The sequence below is a fragment of the Cognatundibacterium rivi genome (assembly GCF_018139565.1).
Lineage (GTDB): Bacteria > Pseudomonadota > Gammaproteobacteria > Burkholderiales > Burkholderiaceae_D > Undibacterium > Undibacterium rivi.
The window spans coordinates 536767-552658 of the sequence record NZ_JAGSPK010000003.1; the positions used below are offsets into that span (position 1 = coordinate 536767).

Sequence of the window (15892 nt, forward strand, 5' to 3'; positions counted from 1 at the left end):
GTTCCTTGCAAGAAATTTTCCGCTATTTTAACAGCAGTCAGTCATCTCAAAACGCACTTCACGGAACTCATCCGCAACTCAGCACACAAAAGCAAAAAGCCGCCCAAGGGCGGCTTTTTGTAGCAATTCCTGCCAGCGATAAAAAATTAACGCTTGGAGAATTGTTTTGCGCGACGTGCTTTGCGCAGACCCACTTTTTTACGTTCAACTTCGCGAGCATCACGAGTAACGAAACCAGCTTTGGACAATTCAGATTTCAAAGTTGCATCGTAGTCGATCAGGGCACGAGTGATACCGTGACGAACTGCACCGGATTGGCCGGATTCGCCGCCGCCGTGAACGTTAACCATAATATCGAATGTTTCGAGATTATTAGTCAGTTCCAGAGGTTGACGAATGACCATCAGGCCAGTTTCACGAGAGAAGTACTCGTTCGCTGGTTTGCCGTTGACAACGATCTTGCCGCTGCCGGATTTCAGGAATACGCGAGCAACTGCGCTCTTGCGACGGCCAGTTCCGTAGTTGTAATTACCGATCATGGCTAATCCTTAGATGTCGAGTACTTGTGGTTGCTGAGCTGCGTGCGGATGTGTTGCATCTGCATAAACTTTCAGCTTCTTGATCATTGCATAGCCGAGTGGGCCTTTAGGCAACATGCCTTTAACTGCTTTCTCGAGTGCACGACCTGGAAAACGCTGTTGCATTTTCGTGAAATTTGTTTCATAGATACCGCCTGGATAACCAGTGTGACGGTAGTATGTTTTGTTCAGAGCTTTAGTGCCGGTCACGCGCAGTTTGCCTGCATTAACAACAACGATAAAATCGCCTGTGTCTACGTGTGGAGTAAATTCTGGTTTATGTTTGCCGCGTAAACGGAGTGCCACTTCGCTGGCAACACGTCCGAGTACTTTATCTGTCGCGTCAATCACGAACCAGTCGCGCTGAACCTCATGGCCCTTAGCGGAAAAGGTTTTCATGTTGAATCCTAAAAAGTTAAATACGCCCTTTTTTGGTGGTTCTGCCTATGATCCGACAGACTCTCCCTTGTTAAATTCTCAGTCGGGCAAATTGAGAATCGGAAATTATAGGGTTTTCAAGGAGTTAGTGCAAGAACTGTTTAAATTTTAAGCAAATTTTCCGAAGACTTCCTGAATTGCGCTGAAAATACATTTCCAAATAAATAACGATATCCTCAACGCAAAAATATCTCTCCGGCAGATACAGTAAAATCGCTGTCAACATACTTCAAACAATCAGTGAGGAATAAATGGAAGCTACTGTACGCTGGACAGGCTTATCTGGCATGTCTTTTTTGGCAGAAACTGGCTCAGGCCATGCGGTTTTAATGGACGGCGCACCAGAAGGTGGTGGTCACAATCTGGCGCCACGCCCGATGGAAATGGTTTTATTGGGTACGGGCGGATGCACGGCCTACGATGTCGTATTAATTTTACGTAAGAGTAAACAAGATATACGTGGCTGCGATGTAAAGCTCAGCGCGGAGAGGTCTGAAACAGAACCTAAAGTTTTTACCAAAATCAACTTTCACTTCACCGTTCGTGGACGTCAGTTGAAAGCCAATCTGGTCGAACGCGCAATCAAACTTTCACATGAAAAATACTGCTCGGCGTCTATCATGCTTGAGAAAACGGCTCAGATGACGCACAGCTATGAAATCATTGAGGACGCTGAAATACCCTCTGAGCACGATACTCAGGGATGAACGGACTCTTCCGATTGCTCAAAAATATCCTGATATGTCGGGTAAAACGAGCAGTACCTGATCGTCGTAAATAAAGCCAGAACAGGCATCATCAGCAACACGACAAAACCGGTGTTGCCTGTGACCAGCGCTAAGATCTCAACAAAAATGGCTGGCAATAATCCTGAAATGAGGAACCAGGAAAGCGCATAAATTAAAAACGCCTTGGCGGCACGTTTGACCGAAAAAAAACTGTAAAACAGCGCTTTTGGCACAGACATCCCGTGCCACATAATTAACGGCCCCGCGAACCAGAAAGCCATCAACGCTGGCAAAAAAGCGAGTACCGCCATCAGCATTCCGAAAAACAGACGCCCTTGAGGTAAATCTTTGGGATCAACCGGTTTTTCACTGGAAATAAACTCGAATAAGGCGCCATCGTCAAAAAGTTGCGATATCAATGCTGCCCCGGAAATGGCCAGCAGGTACAGGCAACCCAAAGCGAATAAACGTAAAAAGAACTCAGAACGAAAACCCACCAGCAATACCGTTGGCTTCACCCGCACACCGCCCTCAATCAGACGGCAAGCCTGCATAAAGCTCATGGCAAACACGGGAATTAACACCAGAGGCAAAAAGCGGCCAATAAATGGCACGAGGCTAATTCCCATGTTAAAAAACATATACGCAAAAAAGAGTGTCAACATTTCTGCAGGTTGCTGGCGAAACAGGGAAAACCCTCGTTTAACCCATAACCACCCCGTTGAAGCTGGTACTGAATTCATAAATCACTTGTTAAAGGGGGGACAGGCAGAGATTCGCGCAAACGTAAAATCCGTTCAAAGTGTGCAGGGTCATGTGGCGTCAGCATTTCTGCATCTCTTGGTTGATAGTAGTCATATAACCGGGACAACCAGAAGCGCAGAGCAGCTGCCCGCAACATTGGCTTCCATGCAACCGATTCCTCCGTAGTAAACGGCCGCACCAAATTATAAGCATTCAACAAAGCCCTTACCCGCGCAACATCCAGCTCACCTGTTGCCGTGTCGATGCACCAATCATTCACTGTCACGGCGACATCGAAAATCCAGGCATCACAGCCGGCAAAATAAAAATCAAAAAAACCTGTCAGCTTTTCGCCGTCAAACATGACGTTATTACGGAACAAATCCGCATGGACGGGTCCTCTTGGCAAAGCACGATAGATTGGCGTGCTGTCAAAGGCATCCTGATAATGCACCTCTGCACACAACAGATGTCGCAGCTCGTCGGAAAGGAAAGGAAGAACTTTCGGCGTCGTTTCATGCCACCAGTTCAAAGAACGGAGATTTTCCTGATATAAGGGGAAGTCTTTTCCAGCAAGATGCATTAGCGCAAGCATCGCACCGACTGCGGCACAATGCACTGGCTCAGGATGCATTTGTGATGCCCCGTCCAACTTACTGACAATAGAGGCTGGTTTTCCGTGTAAAGCTGTCACCAGCTCACCAGCGATATTGGCAACAGGCGCAGGCACCAATACCCCCCTGTCTGCAAGATGGCGCATTAACTTCAGGTAAAACGGTAATTGTTCGAAAGTCAGATTTTCAAAAATCGTCAGAACATACTCACCAGTCTCTGTCGTAATAAAAAAATTACTATTTTCAATTCCAGATGCAATCCCTTTAATTGACAGCGCTTTCCCCAACGGGAATTGTTTTATCCAGGAACTGAGGTCATCGAGTGTGACTGAGGTAAAAACTGCCATTGTGATATCGCAAAAATAGAATAAAAAACTTACTTACCTGCAGCACTGGCTGGTACCGCCTGCGCTGGAGCTGGTGGCAATACAGGAGGCTGCTCGACTTCTTTGCTTTCTTTTTTGCCACCGAATTCGAGAATAGTCCACTGCGGTGCACGATTTGCATTTCCCTGAACGGTACCTTTGGGAGCATTACCGACTTCAGGATCCGCTTTTAACGTGTAATTACTTTTGCCCGACTTCACCTGAACTTCCATGACTTTGCCAGCATTATTACGCTTCTCAGTGATCTTATTTTTTGGTTCTGGCTTACCAACGGATAATGCAGGATCTGCCGCACTCTCTTCCAATTTATCCAACTTAGGCGGCGCCTGGTCAGGCTTTTGCGTCTGAGCCAATACTGCTCCTGCAAAACTCAACAAGAAGAGGCCAGAAAGAACTCCTGGCAGGATTTTCGACATTTTTTTCATGGTTAATATCCAATTGGCTTGAACTGGCAGACATTGTAACAAAGCAGTGCTCTCACTGACAGAGAATCTACGGCTCCCGCTCTGATAAAAAAAAGGAGTCGTCTGACGACGACTCCTTTTTGAATTTTCTAAATTAATTCGGGTATAAACCCGAATTCAATTAGAACTTGTGACGAATACCTACGCTGAACATTTTGTCTGTAGAGCCGTTCACTGCTTTCAACATACCAGCATTTGCTAAGTTGTATGAAGCATTGCTGTCGTTAGTTGTGCGTGCGAACGATGTGTAGACATCTGTACGCTTGGACAAGTCGTATGTGTAACCGATAGCGAATTGTTTGCCGTCTGCGTTAGAAACTGCTTTGTTTTTTACTTGTGTGAAGTCAGCAAGGAATGCACCTGGGCCAAACGGTACTGTCGCACCGATCATCCAAACGCGTTCATCGTTAGTGCCGCCTTTGATAGTTTCGTATGCAGCGTGAGCTTTTACAACCGTGAAGTCATAAGTGCCACCAACGAATGTTTTCTTACCAGCATTTGCATCATTACCAGCTGCGTCGTTCAGTTTTTCATAAGCGATTGCTGCGTAGACTGGGCCTTCAGAGTAAACACCGGAAACACCAACTTTACGATTTGCTGAATTATTGCCTGCTGCTTCGCCGAAGCCATATTGCACGGAACCTACAAAACCACTCAGGTTGTTTGTAGAGTAAGTGATTGCATTGTCAGTACGTGTCGATGTTTTGAACAAACGACCGATGTCACCTGCCAGACCGATGTGGAATGGATCAACGTTATCGCCGATGTCATAAGTTACGGATTTTTGACGACCCAGGTTCACAGAACCGAAATCACCGGACAAACCAACATAAGCTTGACGACCGAAAGCCAGACCGTTTTGATCAGACGCGCCAGTATCAGTTTTCAAACCCATTTCCAAAACGAAGTTTGCTTTCAGACCGCTACCCAGATCTTCAACGCCTTTGAAACCCAGACGTGAACCGTTTTGAACACCACTATCCAAAGCTGTTCTTGCGCCAGCGCCGTTGTCATCACGAACCACGCCCATGTCAACGATACCGTAGATCGTTACGGAAGATTGCGCGAAAGCTGCACCGGAGAATGCACTCATCAGAGCGAGTGCGAGGAATGATTTTTTCATTGTCTAGTATCCAAAAATGAATGTTAAATTTTTGCTGCACCACAAACAAAACGCGGCAAAAAACTGAATTGCAGGTCAATTTACAGCCTTGAACCAGTTATTGATCCAATGACAAATGTCACGATACCTGCGAAAAATGACATTTTGATGAAATCAGACTACTTAATAAACAAGGACTTACAGAGCGTTGCAATATAAAGACATTGCTAATTTTGAAAAATTTAATCAGGTATTTAACAAAGCTAGCGATATCCAGGCTCGCATTATAGGCATTTTTTACCTTTGCTGCACAGCACCAGTCAGATAAGGGATATCCCGTATTTTTCAATAGGTAGAAAAAAACATATTTATCCGACGGTTTCCCATGCATTTTGTTTTTGCGCTGTTTTCGACCGCCAATAGGCACGACCGCTGTACCAGAGCGCTGCCGCAATCAATGCGCAAACCAGCTGACCAAGGGCTAACGAGAGAGCCGAATGATCTAACGCAGGAGCAACAACACCGGCAATCACAGCCCCCAGTAAAGTCAACGTTGCCGACTGGCACGACGCAACGATACCTCTGATTGTAGGAAACAAGTCCAGAACCAGCAAGGTCGCGCCAGGTGCAACCAGTGACATGCCAAACGTGTAAAAAAACAACGGAGTGACGGACCAGAGCAGGACTGGCGCGGAGAAAAAATGAAATGTCACGTTGAATACGGACGCGCCAATAAGGAAGCAGAAACCGATACTCACCTGCTTCCATACCGAGAGTTTGCCCGCCAGCCTGTTAGCGGCAAGAGCACCTAAAAAAATGCCGGCAACAGAGGGAATAAATTGCCAGCCGAACTGATCCGCAGCCAGCTTCAGATGTTGTGTAATAAACACTGGTGCAGCAGAAACATAGAGAAACATCCCGGCAAAATTAAAGGCAACGGTACCGGCTTTTAGATGGAATAAGGGAGACTTAAATACTTTTCGGTAACTAAGCCAGAGAAATTCCATACTGAATTCCTGCCTCTTTTCTTTCGGTAAAGATTCAGGCAAAAATTTAAAGCAGGCCAGCCACAGTAAAATTGTGTACAAAAAAAGCAATAAAAAAATTGCCCGCCAGCTCATAAAACCCACGATCCAGCCGCCAAGTATCGGTGCAATTGCAGGGGCGATCGAGAAGATCATTGTCACCATCGACAACAAGCGTTCCGCCGGAGCACCGGCATAAAGATCGCGGATCATTGCCCGCCCAACCACCATTCCGGCACCTGCCGAGACGCCTTGCAGAATGCGAAACCCCCACAGGTAATGAATGCTGTGTACCGACGCACAACCAAAGCTGGCGACAGCAAAAATCGCTAAGGCAGCCAGAATGACATTACGCCGCCCGAACGCATCAGACAGTGCGCCATGCCACAAGGTCATAAACGCAAACGACAACATGTAAGCGGTCAGCGTCTGCTGAACCTCCAGTGAAGTTGCCGCCAGGCTGCTCTGTATATTAGGGAACGCCGGTAAATAAGTATCAATAGAAAAGGGTCCCAACATCGCCAATGCCGCTAATAAAGTGGCAAGTCCGGCGTTGCTGAGCTGTTGGCGGGAGTGCATTTGTTACCCTATCATTCAAAAAAATAAATAAAAGCTGTTACAAAAAAAAAGAAAAAAGGCGAAATATTTCGCCTTTTTGTTGCTAATGCGAGACACAGCAGGATTAAATCCCCCCCATACAGAGGTATTTCATTTCCAGATATTCATCCATACCGTACTTAGAACCTTCACGTCCGAGTCCGGATTGCTTGACGCCACCGAACGGTGCAACCTCATTGGAAATTAAGCCTGTATTAATACCCACCATGCCATATTCCAGCTTTTCGGCGACACGCCAGACACGGCCGATATCGCGCGAATAGAAATATGACGCCAACCCAAAATCGGTATTATTTGCAGCTGCAATAACTTCTTCTTCCGATGTGAATTTCACAACAGCTGCAACTGGCCCGAAGGTTTCCTCATTCATTACCAGCATGGAAGCTGTGACATCCGCCAACACTGTTGGTTCATAGAATAATTCCCCAGCGCTGTGCGGCTTACCACCCGCAAGCAGGCGGGCGCCCTGTGCCATCGCGTCGGCCACATGTTCTTCTACTTTCGCCACCGCTTGCGCGTCGATCATCGGGCCTTGATTCACACCGGCATCGAAACCGTCACCAACTCTGATTTTTTGTGCCCCGGCAGCTAATTTACTGACGAATTCATCGTAGACCGATGCGTGCGCATAAAAGCGGTTGGTACAAACGCAGGTCTGACCTGAATTGCGGAATTTCGACAACAAGGCGCCTTCGACTGCAGCATCAATATCAGCATCCTCGAAAACGATAAACGGTGCGTGACCGCCCAGCTCCAGCGCCAGCTTCTTCACCGTTGGCGCGGACTGACGCATCAGAATGCGGCCAACCGGCGTCGAACCAGTAAACGACAAATGCCGGACGACAGAGCTATCGCATAAAACTTTACCGACAGCGACAGACTGCTCCGCATCGGCAGTAATAATATTTATGATCCCGGCAGGAATACCTGCGCGGTGTGCCAGCTCGGCAATCGCCAGTGCCGACAAAGGCGTCTGTTCAGCGGGCTTAATTACAATCGAACAGCCCGCAGCAACCGCCGGAGCAACCTTGCGGGTAATCATCGCAATCGGAAAATTCCAGGGCGTAATTGCAGCGCACACACCAATCGGCTGACGCAGCACCACCATGCGCTTATCGCTCCAGGTTGAGGCCATCACATCGCCAGCGACACGCTTCGCTTCTTCGGCAAACCATTCAACGAAACTGGCACCGTAGATGACTTCGCCCTTTGCCTCGGCAAGTGGTTTGCCCTGCTCCGCAGTCATAATCGCGGCCAGATCATCGGCATGGCTGATAATCAGATCAAACCAGCGACGCATGATATTGGCGCGCTCTTTTCCTGTTTTCGCCGCCCACAGAGGAAAAGCAGCTTGCGCGGCAGCAATGGCGGCATGCGCATCTGGTTCGGCTAAATTAGGTACTGTCGCCAACACAGCTTGAGTTGATGGATTCACCACATCAAACTTCGTCTGCGCCGGCACCCATGCGCCATTGATATACGCCGCGTCACGCAGTAACGATGCGTCTTTTAATCCTAATAATTTTGCAGTTTGTTCTGATGACATCGCTCCGTCTCCATCATGTTTGACTGATTAATGAATGAATGAATAGCAAATACCGGACTTACGCAACACCGCACTCGGCAGTGACCACTACTGATCATATAAATATGTCAGCCTCAGTTGGCATCCCTTGTCGCAACAAAATTGCCGTAAGTCCGCAATAAAAAGGCAAGCCTAAAGCAAAACAGCCAGGTCTGCTTGACCCGGCTGTTTTATTCAGATGAATTATTTTGATTTCATCTTTGTTATTTTGGTTTGGCTTCCTCGCGACGGTTGAAACCGGCAACCATATCAAAGCGGAATAAGCGGCATTCCAGCGCACCATTAAAGAAAGGCGTTTTGCGCGATTCTTTTAAACGCAGCATCTTCGGTACCGTCAGATCGGCAGTAAACAAAAAGACGCTCCAACCGGCAAAGCGTTGCTTCAACGTGGTGCTGAAGGCGCTGAAAAACTCTTTTGCCAGATCATCGGTTTCCAGCGAGCTGTCACCGCGCACGCCGATACGTTCGCCATACGGCGGATTAGTCAGCAATATGCCTGGCTGCGTCGTCGGGGCCTTGATTTCCTGCGCTTCAATCTGTTTCAGCGGCACTTCAAAACGGATACCTGCTTTATTCAGATTATTGCGCGTCATGACCACCATATCGCCGGAAATATCGCTGCCGAAAATCGTTGGTTCAGCGGGCAAAGGTTTTGGTTTCGCGGCGGCTTTAATAGCAGCCCACGCATCCGCATCAAACTGATGAAATTTTTCAAAACCGAATTCGCGTTTTAATCCCGGCGGAATCCCTGCCAGAATTTGTGCCGCCTCAATCAGTATCGTGCCGGAACCGCACATAGGATCAAACAAAGGCACGCCCGGTTTCCAGCCCGCAGTGCGCAACAAACCTGCCGCCAGATTTTCGCGCAAAGGTGCGTCACCCGTTTCCATGCGCCAGCCGCGCTTGAATAAAGGTTCGCCGGAAGTATCGAGATAAATCGTGAAATTGTGCGCATCGAGAAAACCGACGATACGCATGTCCGGCGTCTTCGTATCGACCGAAGGACGCTGGGTAAACTGATCGCGGAAACGATCGCAAATCGCATCTTTGATTTTCAGCGTGACAAATTCCAGACTTTTGACTGGTGACTTCACTGCCGTGACATCGACGCGTATCGTGTGGTGATAACCGAACCAGTCTTCCCACGCCTGCGCTAACACCAGATCGTAAATATCATTTTCATTCGAGTAGCTCGCATGCGCCATGCGCATCAGCACACGCGAAGCGATACGGGAATGCAGATTGATGCGCCAGCCGTCTTGCAGACTGCCGGAACAATGGACGCCGCCCGGCACTTGATTGTGGACCGCCATGGTTTTATCCATTGCAGCGATTTCGTTCAACTCTTCAGCGAGAGCGATTTCCATGCCGCGCGGACATGGACAAAAATAGGAATGACGTGTCATGGGGAACCTTTTATCCGTTGTAATTCAAAAAATACAGGGTGAGCAATCCTCACCCCTCACTACACTTACAAGCTACTGTTTTACTTCAGCAACGTGCACTGTTTTTGTCGCCAATCAGAAAGGCTTGACGACAACTAATATCACGACGATCAGCAACAAAATCACCGGTACTTCGTTAAACCAGCGGTACCAGACGTGGCTGCGCTTATTCTGACCTTTCTCAAATTTTTTCAGCAAACTGCCGCAGGCATGGTGATAACCGATCAACAGAATCACACACAATAATTTTGCATGCATCCAGCCATTACCGGGGCCTTTACCGATGCCGTAACCCAGCCACAAATACCCGCCCAGCAATACCGCTGGCACCATCAGCATCGTGGAAAAGCGATACAGTTTGCGTGCCATCAGCAACAAACGTCCGGTGCTGGTGGTATCGGTTTCCATCGCCAGATTCACCAGTATGCGCGGCAGGTAAAACAAACCGGCAAACCAGGAGGTGACAAACAGAATGTGTAGCGCTTTAATCCAGAGCATAATTGACTTTCAACATTTCAAAGTGGCATACAAGAACTTATTGGCGAACTTCGCCGTGACCAAACACGACGTATTTTAACGAAGTTAAACCTTCCAGTCCGACCGGGCCACGCGCATGCAATTTGTCATTCGAAATACCGATTTCTGCACCAAGACCGTATTCAAAGCCATCGGCAAAACGGGTGGAAGCATTCACCATCACCGAAGCCGAATCCACCTCGCGCAGGAAACGCAGTGCACGGCTGTAATCTTCGGTGATGATCGCTTCGGTATGCTTGGACGAATAATCATTGATGTGCGCCATCGCCGCATCGATATCCGCCACCACTTTGACCGCCAGCACCGGTGCCAGATATTCTGTGCTCCAGTCTTCTTCGGTGGCTTGCGCAAGATAAGGATAATCAGCCAGAATCACCGCTGCTGCGGAGTCGCAACGTAATTCGACTTGTTTGGCCTCATACAGTTTTGCCAGCGGCGGCAATACCCGCGCTGCAATTCCTTCGGCGACCAGTAAAGTTTCCATGGTGTTGCAAGTGCCGTAACGATGGCATTTGGCGTTGAATGCAACGTCCAGCGCTTTTTGCAGATCGGCTTTATCGTCGATATACACATGGCAGATACCGTCGAGATGCTTGATCATCGGCACGGTCGCTTCCTGCATCAGTCGCGCGATCAGACCTTTGCCGCCACGCGGTACGATTACGTCAACATACTGCGGCATGGTGATCAGTTCACCGACCGCTGCGCGGTCTGTCGTTTCCACGATCTGCACCGCATCAGCGGGCAAGCCAGCGCCAGCCAGACCTTCTTTGACCAGTTTTGCCAATGCCTGATTGCAGTGAATCGCTTCCGAGCCGCCGCGCAGTATCGTCGCATTGCCACTCTTGATGCACAGGCCTGCGGCATCGACGGTGACATTCGGGCGTGCTTCGTAAATGATGCCGATCACACCGAGCGGCACACGCATCTGGCCGACCTGAATGCCGGTCGGACGATACTTCATATTGGATATTTCACCGATAGGATCAGCCAGGCTGACGATCTGCTCTAAGCCTTCCGCCATCGTCGCAATCGCTTTATCTGACAACGTGAGGCGATCTAACATCGCGGCTTCCATGCCTGATGCTTTGGCAGCAGCGAGATCGAGTTCATTCGCGGCGCGCAATGCGGCGGCGTCGCGCCGGATCGCGGCAGCAATCAGACTCAAGGCGCGGTTTTTCGCCGCCGTATCGGCCTTCGCCATCGCCCGCGATGCCGCGCGGGCGCGGGCGCCAAGGTCGTTCATGTAGTGTTTGATGTCCATCATGTCATTTTGGGAGCTTTATATACTCCCCCCAGTATTTTTTAAAGCCCTTTATTTACAAGGACATTAGGTGTTTTTTTAAGGATACTCCCCCAATTTCAGGGGTTATTGGCATTTCCGGAGGCATTGCTGCGGCATGGCGGCGGCAGTTCAGGCTGCGCTTGCGACTTTTAATCCCAACTGCAGCAGCGCATCCCAGGCGTCACCGGCAAATGCTTTGGCACGTAAACCTTTGACCATCTTATCGACTTGCGAGGCTTCTTGCAGCGCTGTTTGCAAGGTCTGCAAACTGACTCTGCGTAATGCCGGGTCCATGAGTTTTTCTCTGGGTCCCCAAATTCTGTACTCTTTCAGCAGGGCGGATAATGGCCGCCCTTGTTGCATGCCGGATTTCAGTTTCAGCAAAGTGCGGATTTCTTCCGCCATCGCCCACAACACCAGCGGCAATGCTTCGCCCTCGCCTTTGAGTCCATTCAACATCCGCGATAAGCGGGCGACATCACCGGCGAGCATCGCTTCATTGAGTTTAAAGACATCGTAACGGGCAACATTCAGCACCGCGTCATGAATTTGTTCAAAGCTGAGCTTGCCTACCGGATGCAGCAAAGCGAGTTTTTGTATTTCCTGATGCGCAGCAAGTAGATTGCCTTCGACGCGATCAGCGATGAAATCCAGACTTTGCCGATCCGCGCTTTGTTGTTGCAAGGCGAGACGCTGGCTGATCCAGTTCGGCAAATGATTGCGCTCCACCAGTGGAATATCGATATACACCGCAGCTTGTTGCAGACTGCTGACCCAGGCCGCTTTTTGCGTTGCCCAATCGAGCTTAGGCAGAGTAATCAGCGTCAGATTATCCGGCGATAAATGCGCGACATAATCCTGCAGCGCTTGTCCGCCATCCTTGCCGGGCTTGCCCGTAGGAATACGCAGATCGATCAGCTTTTTATCACCAAACAGCGACTGCGACTGATTCGCTGCCAGCAGCGCACCCCATTTAAAACTACGCTCGACCGTTAAAATTTCACGCTCATAAAAGCCCTGCGCTTTGGCCGCACGACGGACTTTGTCCGCGGCTTCGAGCGCGAGTAAATGCTCATCGCTGGTAATCACATACAGTGGCGCCAGCGTTTTCGCCAGATGGCCATCGAGGGCATCAAAGCGCAATTGCATTTATTGATCCATCTTCACGACCGACAGGCGGCGCATAATCTGCTGCACCAGATCGCTTTGCATATCGCGGTACAGCAAGGCTTCTTCGGATTCTTTCGCCAACACCTGCGCTTCATTAAACGTGATCGTGCGTTTCAGTTGCACCGTCACTGGCTCCAGATATTCTTTACCAACCGCATCACGCAGGCGGAAACGGAAGTTATACAGCAGATTGTATTCACGTACCCGGCCCTGACTATTCAAGGACAGAATCTGCTTTTCGCGGGTTTCGCTCAACACATCCAGTATCACTTCCGCATCTTTCGCTTCAGCAGTGATCAGCGTCTGCCCGTTCGCGCGTATCTGACGCTTTAATTCGCCACCCAGCGGTGATGCATCAGACAGACCGATGTAAATACTTTTAAATGGAAAACTGACCGGTCCGCGCAAGGTAAAACCGCATGCGGACAAACTCACCAGCATGGCAACAGCGAGCAGCCATGTCAGTTGACGTGAAAAAACAGAACGCATGCGGAGGACTCCTCTAACAAAAATTAAGCGACGATATTGACCAGTTTACCCGGTACAACAATGATCTTCTTCGGCGCACCTTCGATGAAACGCTGCACGCTTTCACTAGCCAGCGCGGTCGCTTCTATCGTGGCTTTATCTGCATCTTTACTAACCTTGATGCTGCCGCGCAGTTTGCCGTTCACCTGCACCATCAGTTCGATTTCATCCTGCACCAGTGCAGCTTCATCGACTTGCGGCCATGGTGCATCGATCAGCTCGCCGAGTTCGGCAGCAAAACCGAGTTCCTGCCACAACGCATGCGTGATGTGTGGGCAGACCGGATACAGGCCGCGCAGCAGTACGCTGAACGCTTCACGCAATGCGGCTGCCGAGCCTTCGGCATCCGATTTGAAAGACTCTATCGTGTTGAGCAATTTCATCGCACCGGATACCACGGTGTTGTATTGCAGACGATCGTAATCGGCATCGATTTGCTTCAGTGTCAGATGCACTTCACGGCGCAATACTTTGACATCTGCGGCATAACTGGCTGGTGCAGCAGCGCCAGCCGCAATCGTTTCAGACAATTTCAATGCCGATGCCCACAAGCGGCGCAGGTAACGCGAGGCACCTTCAACACCGCTGCTGCTCCAGGCGGCACTTTGATCTGGCGGACCCGCAAACATCGTGAACAGACGCGCCGTATCTGCACCGAACTGCGTGATGATGTCTTTCGGCTCGACCACGTTGTTTTTGGACTTCGACATTTTTTCTATGCCGCCCATTTGCACTGGCTGACCGTCAGACTTCAGACTCGCCGATACCGGACGGCCTTTATCGTCGTGCTGGACTTCGATTTCATTCGGATAGAACCAGGTCTTCTTGCCGCTGGCATCTTCACGATAGAACGATTCATTCAGCAACATGCCTTGCGTGAACAGATTTTTGAATGGTTCATCAATCTTGACCAGACCCATATCGCGCATCGCTTTGGTCCAGAAACGGGCATACAGCAAATGCAATACCGCATGTTCAACACCGCCGATGTACTGATCCATCGCCATCCAGTAGTCGTTGCGTTCATCGACCATCGTCGTCGCATCCGGGCAGGTATAGCGCATGAAATACCAGCTGGAATCGACGAAAGTATCCATGGTGTCGGTTTCACGCTGCGCTGGCTTACCGCATTTAGGGCAAGGCACGTTCAAGAATTCTGCATGCGTCTTTAATGGATTGCCGGAACCGTCAGGGATACATTCGGTTGGCAATACCACCGGCAAATCTTCGTAAGGCACAGGCACATCACCACAGCATTCGCAGTGAATGATAGGAATCGGCGTGCCCCAGTAACGCTGACGCGAAATACCCCAGTCGCGCAGACGCCAGGTGGTTTTTTTCTCGCCGACGCCTTTGGCAGCGAGATCAGTGGCGACAGCGTCCACCGCTGCCTTATAACTCAGACCATCGTATTTGCCGGAATTAACGGTCACACATTTCTGTTTGTCGCCATACCAGTCAGCCCATGTTTCAGTGGTAAAGCTTTCACCTTCAACAGCCACCACTTGTTTGATCGCAATAGCGTATTTTTTGGCAAAAGCAAAATCGCGTTCGTCATGTGCTGGTACGCCCATCACAGCGCCGTCACCGTAAGTCATCAGCACATAATTACCGACCCAGACTTCGACCTGCTCACCAGTCAGTGGATGCGTGACGAATAAGCCCGTTGGCAGACCTTCTTTTTCCTTGGTCGCCATTTCGGCTTCAGTCGTACCACCGGCTTTGCATTCTTCGATGAATGCTGCCAGTTTCGCGTTATTTTTTGCAGCGACAGTCGCCAGCGGATGTTCCGCCGCCACGGCGCAAAACGTCACGCCCATAATGGTGTCAGGACGAGTCGTGAAGACGTACATTCTGCCGTCTTGCACCAGGGCGCCAGTCTCATCTTTGATTTCATGGTTGAACGCAAAACGCACGCCTTCACTCTTGCCTATCCAGTTGCGCTGCATGGTGCGTACTTGTTCTGGCCAGCCATCGAGCGTATCGATACTGCTCAGCAATTCCTCTGCGTATTGAGTGATGCCGAAGTAGTAGCCGGGAATTTCACGCTTTTCCACCAAAGCGCCAGAGCGCCAGCCGCGACCATCAATCACCTGCTCATTCGCCAGCACGGTCTGATCAATCGGGTCCCAGTTCACGACCTGCGTTTTTTTGTAAGCAATGCCTTTTTCCAGCATCTTCAGAAACAGCCACTGGTTCCAGCGGTAGTAATCCGGATCGCAGGTCGCCACTTCACGCGACCAGTCGAACGCCAGGCCCAGCGGCTCCATCTGCGACTTCATGTCTTCGATATTCGCGTAAGTCCATTCTGCGGGTGATTTTTTATACGCAATCGCCGCATTTTCGGCGGGCAAACCAAACGCATCCCAGCCCATAGGCATCAACACGTTGTAACCCTTCATACGCAGCTGGCGCGCCAGCATATCGTTGATGGTGTAATTACGCACATGACCCATGTGCAGCTTACCGGAAGGGTAAGGCAGCATAGAGCAGGCGTAATATTTACCTTTAGGGAAACGTGGATTGTTTTCTACTGCCTTATAGGCGTCGATTTTTTTCCAATGGGATTGCGCCGATTGCTCGACGTCGGAGGGCGTGTATTTTTCTTGCATGGCGTGACCAGAAGTAGATGCGGAAATGACTCA

At 49.7% G+C, this 15892-nt stretch carries 15 protein-coding genes; 1 reads left to right on the top strand and 14 read right to left on the bottom strand.

Annotation, left to right across the window (positions count from 1 at the left end; all coding sequences use genetic code 11):
* Positions 1 to 146: 146 nt before the first annotated feature.
* Complete coding sequence (gene rpsI, locus KDM87_RS11020) at positions 147 to 539, bottom strand: 30S ribosomal protein S9 (RefSeq protein ID WP_162039944.1); 393 nt, start codon at positions 537 to 539, stop codon at positions 147 to 149.
* A gap of 9 nt (positions 540 to 548) precedes the next feature.
* A complete protein-coding gene (rplM, locus tag KDM87_RS11025) occupies positions 549 to 977 on the bottom strand; it encodes a 50S ribosomal protein L13 (protein ID WP_186882875.1) in 429 nt (142 codons plus the stop codon).
* Between the two features lie 290 nt (positions 978 to 1267).
* On the opposite strand from rplM, the gene KDM87_RS11030 reads away from it, so the two are divergent.
* Positions 1268 to 1723: an OsmC family protein gene (locus tag KDM87_RS11030; protein WP_212679101.1), complete on the top strand. Its 456-nt coding sequence runs from the start codon at positions 1268 to 1270 to the stop codon at positions 1721 to 1723.
* Here the strand turns inward: KDM87_RS11030 and KDM87_RS11035 are convergent.
* The 12 genes from KDM87_RS11035 to leuS all read right to left on the bottom strand — a co-directional run bounded on the left by KDM87_RS11035 (position 1714) and on the right by leuS (position 15859).
* Entirely contained in the window at positions 1714 to 2487 is a 774-nt protein-coding gene (locus KDM87_RS11035) for a BPSS1780 family membrane protein (RefSeq protein WP_212679102.1), read from the bottom strand. The genes KDM87_RS11030 and KDM87_RS11035 overlap by 10 nt on opposite strands.
* Positions 2484 to 3449 carry a homoserine kinase gene (locus KDM87_RS11040; RefSeq protein ID WP_212679103.1) on the bottom strand — a complete coding sequence of 322 codons (966 nt, stop codon included), beginning with the start codon at positions 3447 to 3449 and terminating at the stop codon, positions 2484 to 2486. Before KDM87_RS11040 ends, KDM87_RS11035 begins: the two co-directional genes overlap by 4 nt.
* 29 nt (positions 3450 to 3478) lie before the next feature.
* Positions 3479 to 3841 (bottom strand): hypothetical protein, encoded by a 363-nt coding sequence (locus tag KDM87_RS11045; RefSeq protein ID WP_230407710.1) that lies wholly within the window; start codon positions 3839 to 3841, stop codon positions 3479 to 3481.
* A gap of 232 nt (positions 3842 to 4073) precedes the next feature.
* Positions 4074 to 5075, bottom strand: a complete 1002-nt coding sequence (locus KDM87_RS11050; RefSeq protein ID WP_212679105.1) for a porin — start codon at positions 5073 to 5075, stop codon at positions 4074 to 4076.
* A 347-nt stretch (positions 5076 to 5422) separates the two neighbouring features.
* Positions 5423 to 6658: a multidrug effflux MFS transporter gene (locus tag KDM87_RS11055; protein WP_212679106.1), complete on the bottom strand. Its 1236-nt coding sequence runs from the start codon at positions 6656 to 6658 to the stop codon at positions 5423 to 5425.
* 103 nt (positions 6659 to 6761) lie between these two features.
* Positions 6762 to 8243, bottom strand: a complete 1482-nt coding sequence (locus KDM87_RS11060) for an NAD-dependent succinate-semialdehyde dehydrogenase (protein WP_212679107.1) — start codon at positions 8241 to 8243, stop codon at positions 6762 to 6764.
* 242 nt (positions 8244 to 8485) lie between these two features.
* On the bottom strand, positions 8486 to 9688 hold the full coding sequence (locus tag KDM87_RS11065; protein WP_230407711.1) for a THUMP domain-containing class I SAM-dependent RNA methyltransferase: 1203 nt from the start codon (positions 9686 to 9688) through the stop codon (positions 8486 to 8488).
* A 114-nt stretch (positions 9689 to 9802) separates the two neighbouring features.
* Entirely contained in the window at positions 9803 to 10225 is a 423-nt protein-coding gene (locus KDM87_RS11070; protein ID WP_212679108.1) for a CopD family protein, read from the bottom strand.
* 37 nt (positions 10226 to 10262) lie between these two features.
* Positions 10263 to 11531, bottom strand: coding sequence for a glutamate-5-semialdehyde dehydrogenase (locus KDM87_RS11075; protein ID WP_212679109.1), 1269 nt, complete (start codon positions 11529 to 11531; stop codon positions 10263 to 10265).
* Positions 11532 to 11678: 147 nt separating this feature from the next.
* The gene (gene holA / locus KDM87_RS11080; protein ID WP_212679110.1) at positions 11679 to 12698 is read right to left on the bottom strand and encodes a DNA polymerase III subunit delta; all 1020 of its coding nucleotides are present in this window, start codon (positions 12696 to 12698) and stop codon (positions 11679 to 11681) included.
* Positions 12699 to 13208 carry an LPS-assembly lipoprotein LptE gene (locus KDM87_RS11085; RefSeq protein ID WP_212679111.1) on the bottom strand — a complete coding sequence of 170 codons (510 nt, stop codon included), beginning with the start codon at positions 13206 to 13208 and terminating at the stop codon, positions 12699 to 12701.
* A gap of 23 nt (positions 13209 to 13231) precedes the next feature.
* Positions 13232 to 15859: a leucine--tRNA ligase gene (gene leuS / locus KDM87_RS11090; RefSeq protein ID WP_212679112.1), complete on the bottom strand. Its 2628-nt coding sequence runs from the start codon at positions 15857 to 15859 to the stop codon at positions 13232 to 13234.
* Positions 15860 to 15892 lie beyond the last annotated feature (33 nt).

Coding starts and splice junctions, on each gene's coding strand:
- KDM87_RS11030 (WP_212679101.1), top strand. CDS start 1,268: ATGGAAGCTACTGTACGCTGGACAGGCTTATCTGGCATGTCTTTTTTG.
- KDM87_RS11040 (WP_212679103.1), bottom strand. CDS start 3,449: ATGGCAGTTTTTACCTCAGTCACACTCGATGACCTCAGTTCCTGGATA.
- KDM87_RS11055 (WP_212679106.1), bottom strand. CDS start 6,658: ATGCACTCCCGCCAACAGCTCAGCAACGCCGGACTTGCCACTTTATTA.
- leuS (WP_212679112.1), bottom strand. CDS start 15,859: ATGCAAGAAAAATACACGCCCTCCGACGTCGAGCAATCGGCGCAATCC.
- KDM87_RS11070 (WP_212679108.1), bottom strand. CDS start 10,225: ATGCTCTGGATTAAAGCGCTACACATTCTGTTTGTCACCTCCTGGTTT.
- KDM87_RS11035 (WP_212679102.1), bottom strand. CDS start 2,487: ATGAATTCAGTACCAGCTTCAACGGGGTGGTTATGGGTTAAACGAGGG.
- rplM (WP_186882875.1), bottom strand. CDS start 977: ATGAAAACCTTTTCCGCTAAGGGCCATGAGGTTCAGCGCGACTGGTTC.
- KDM87_RS11060 (WP_212679107.1), bottom strand. CDS start 8,243: ATGTCATCAGAACAAACTGCAAAATTATTAGGATTAAAAGACGCATCG.
- rpsI (WP_162039944.1), bottom strand. CDS start 539: ATGATCGGTAATTACAACTACGGAACTGGCCGTCGCAAGAGCGCAGTT.
- KDM87_RS11065 (WP_230407711.1), bottom strand. CDS start 9,688: ATGACACGTCATTCCTATTTTTGTCCATGTCCGCGCGGCATGGAAATC.
- KDM87_RS11085 (WP_212679111.1), bottom strand. CDS start 13,208: ATGCGTTCTGTTTTTTCACGTCAACTGACATGGCTGCTCGCTGTTGCC.
- KDM87_RS11050 (WP_212679105.1), bottom strand. CDS start 5,075: ATGAAAAAATCATTCCTCGCACTCGCTCTGATGAGTGCATTCTCCGGT.
- holA (WP_212679110.1), bottom strand. CDS start 12,698: ATGCAATTGCGCTTTGATGCCCTCGATGGCCATCTGGCGAAAACGCTG.
- KDM87_RS11075 (WP_212679109.1), bottom strand. CDS start 11,531: ATGATGGACATCAAACACTACATGAACGACCTTGGCGCCCGCGCCCGC.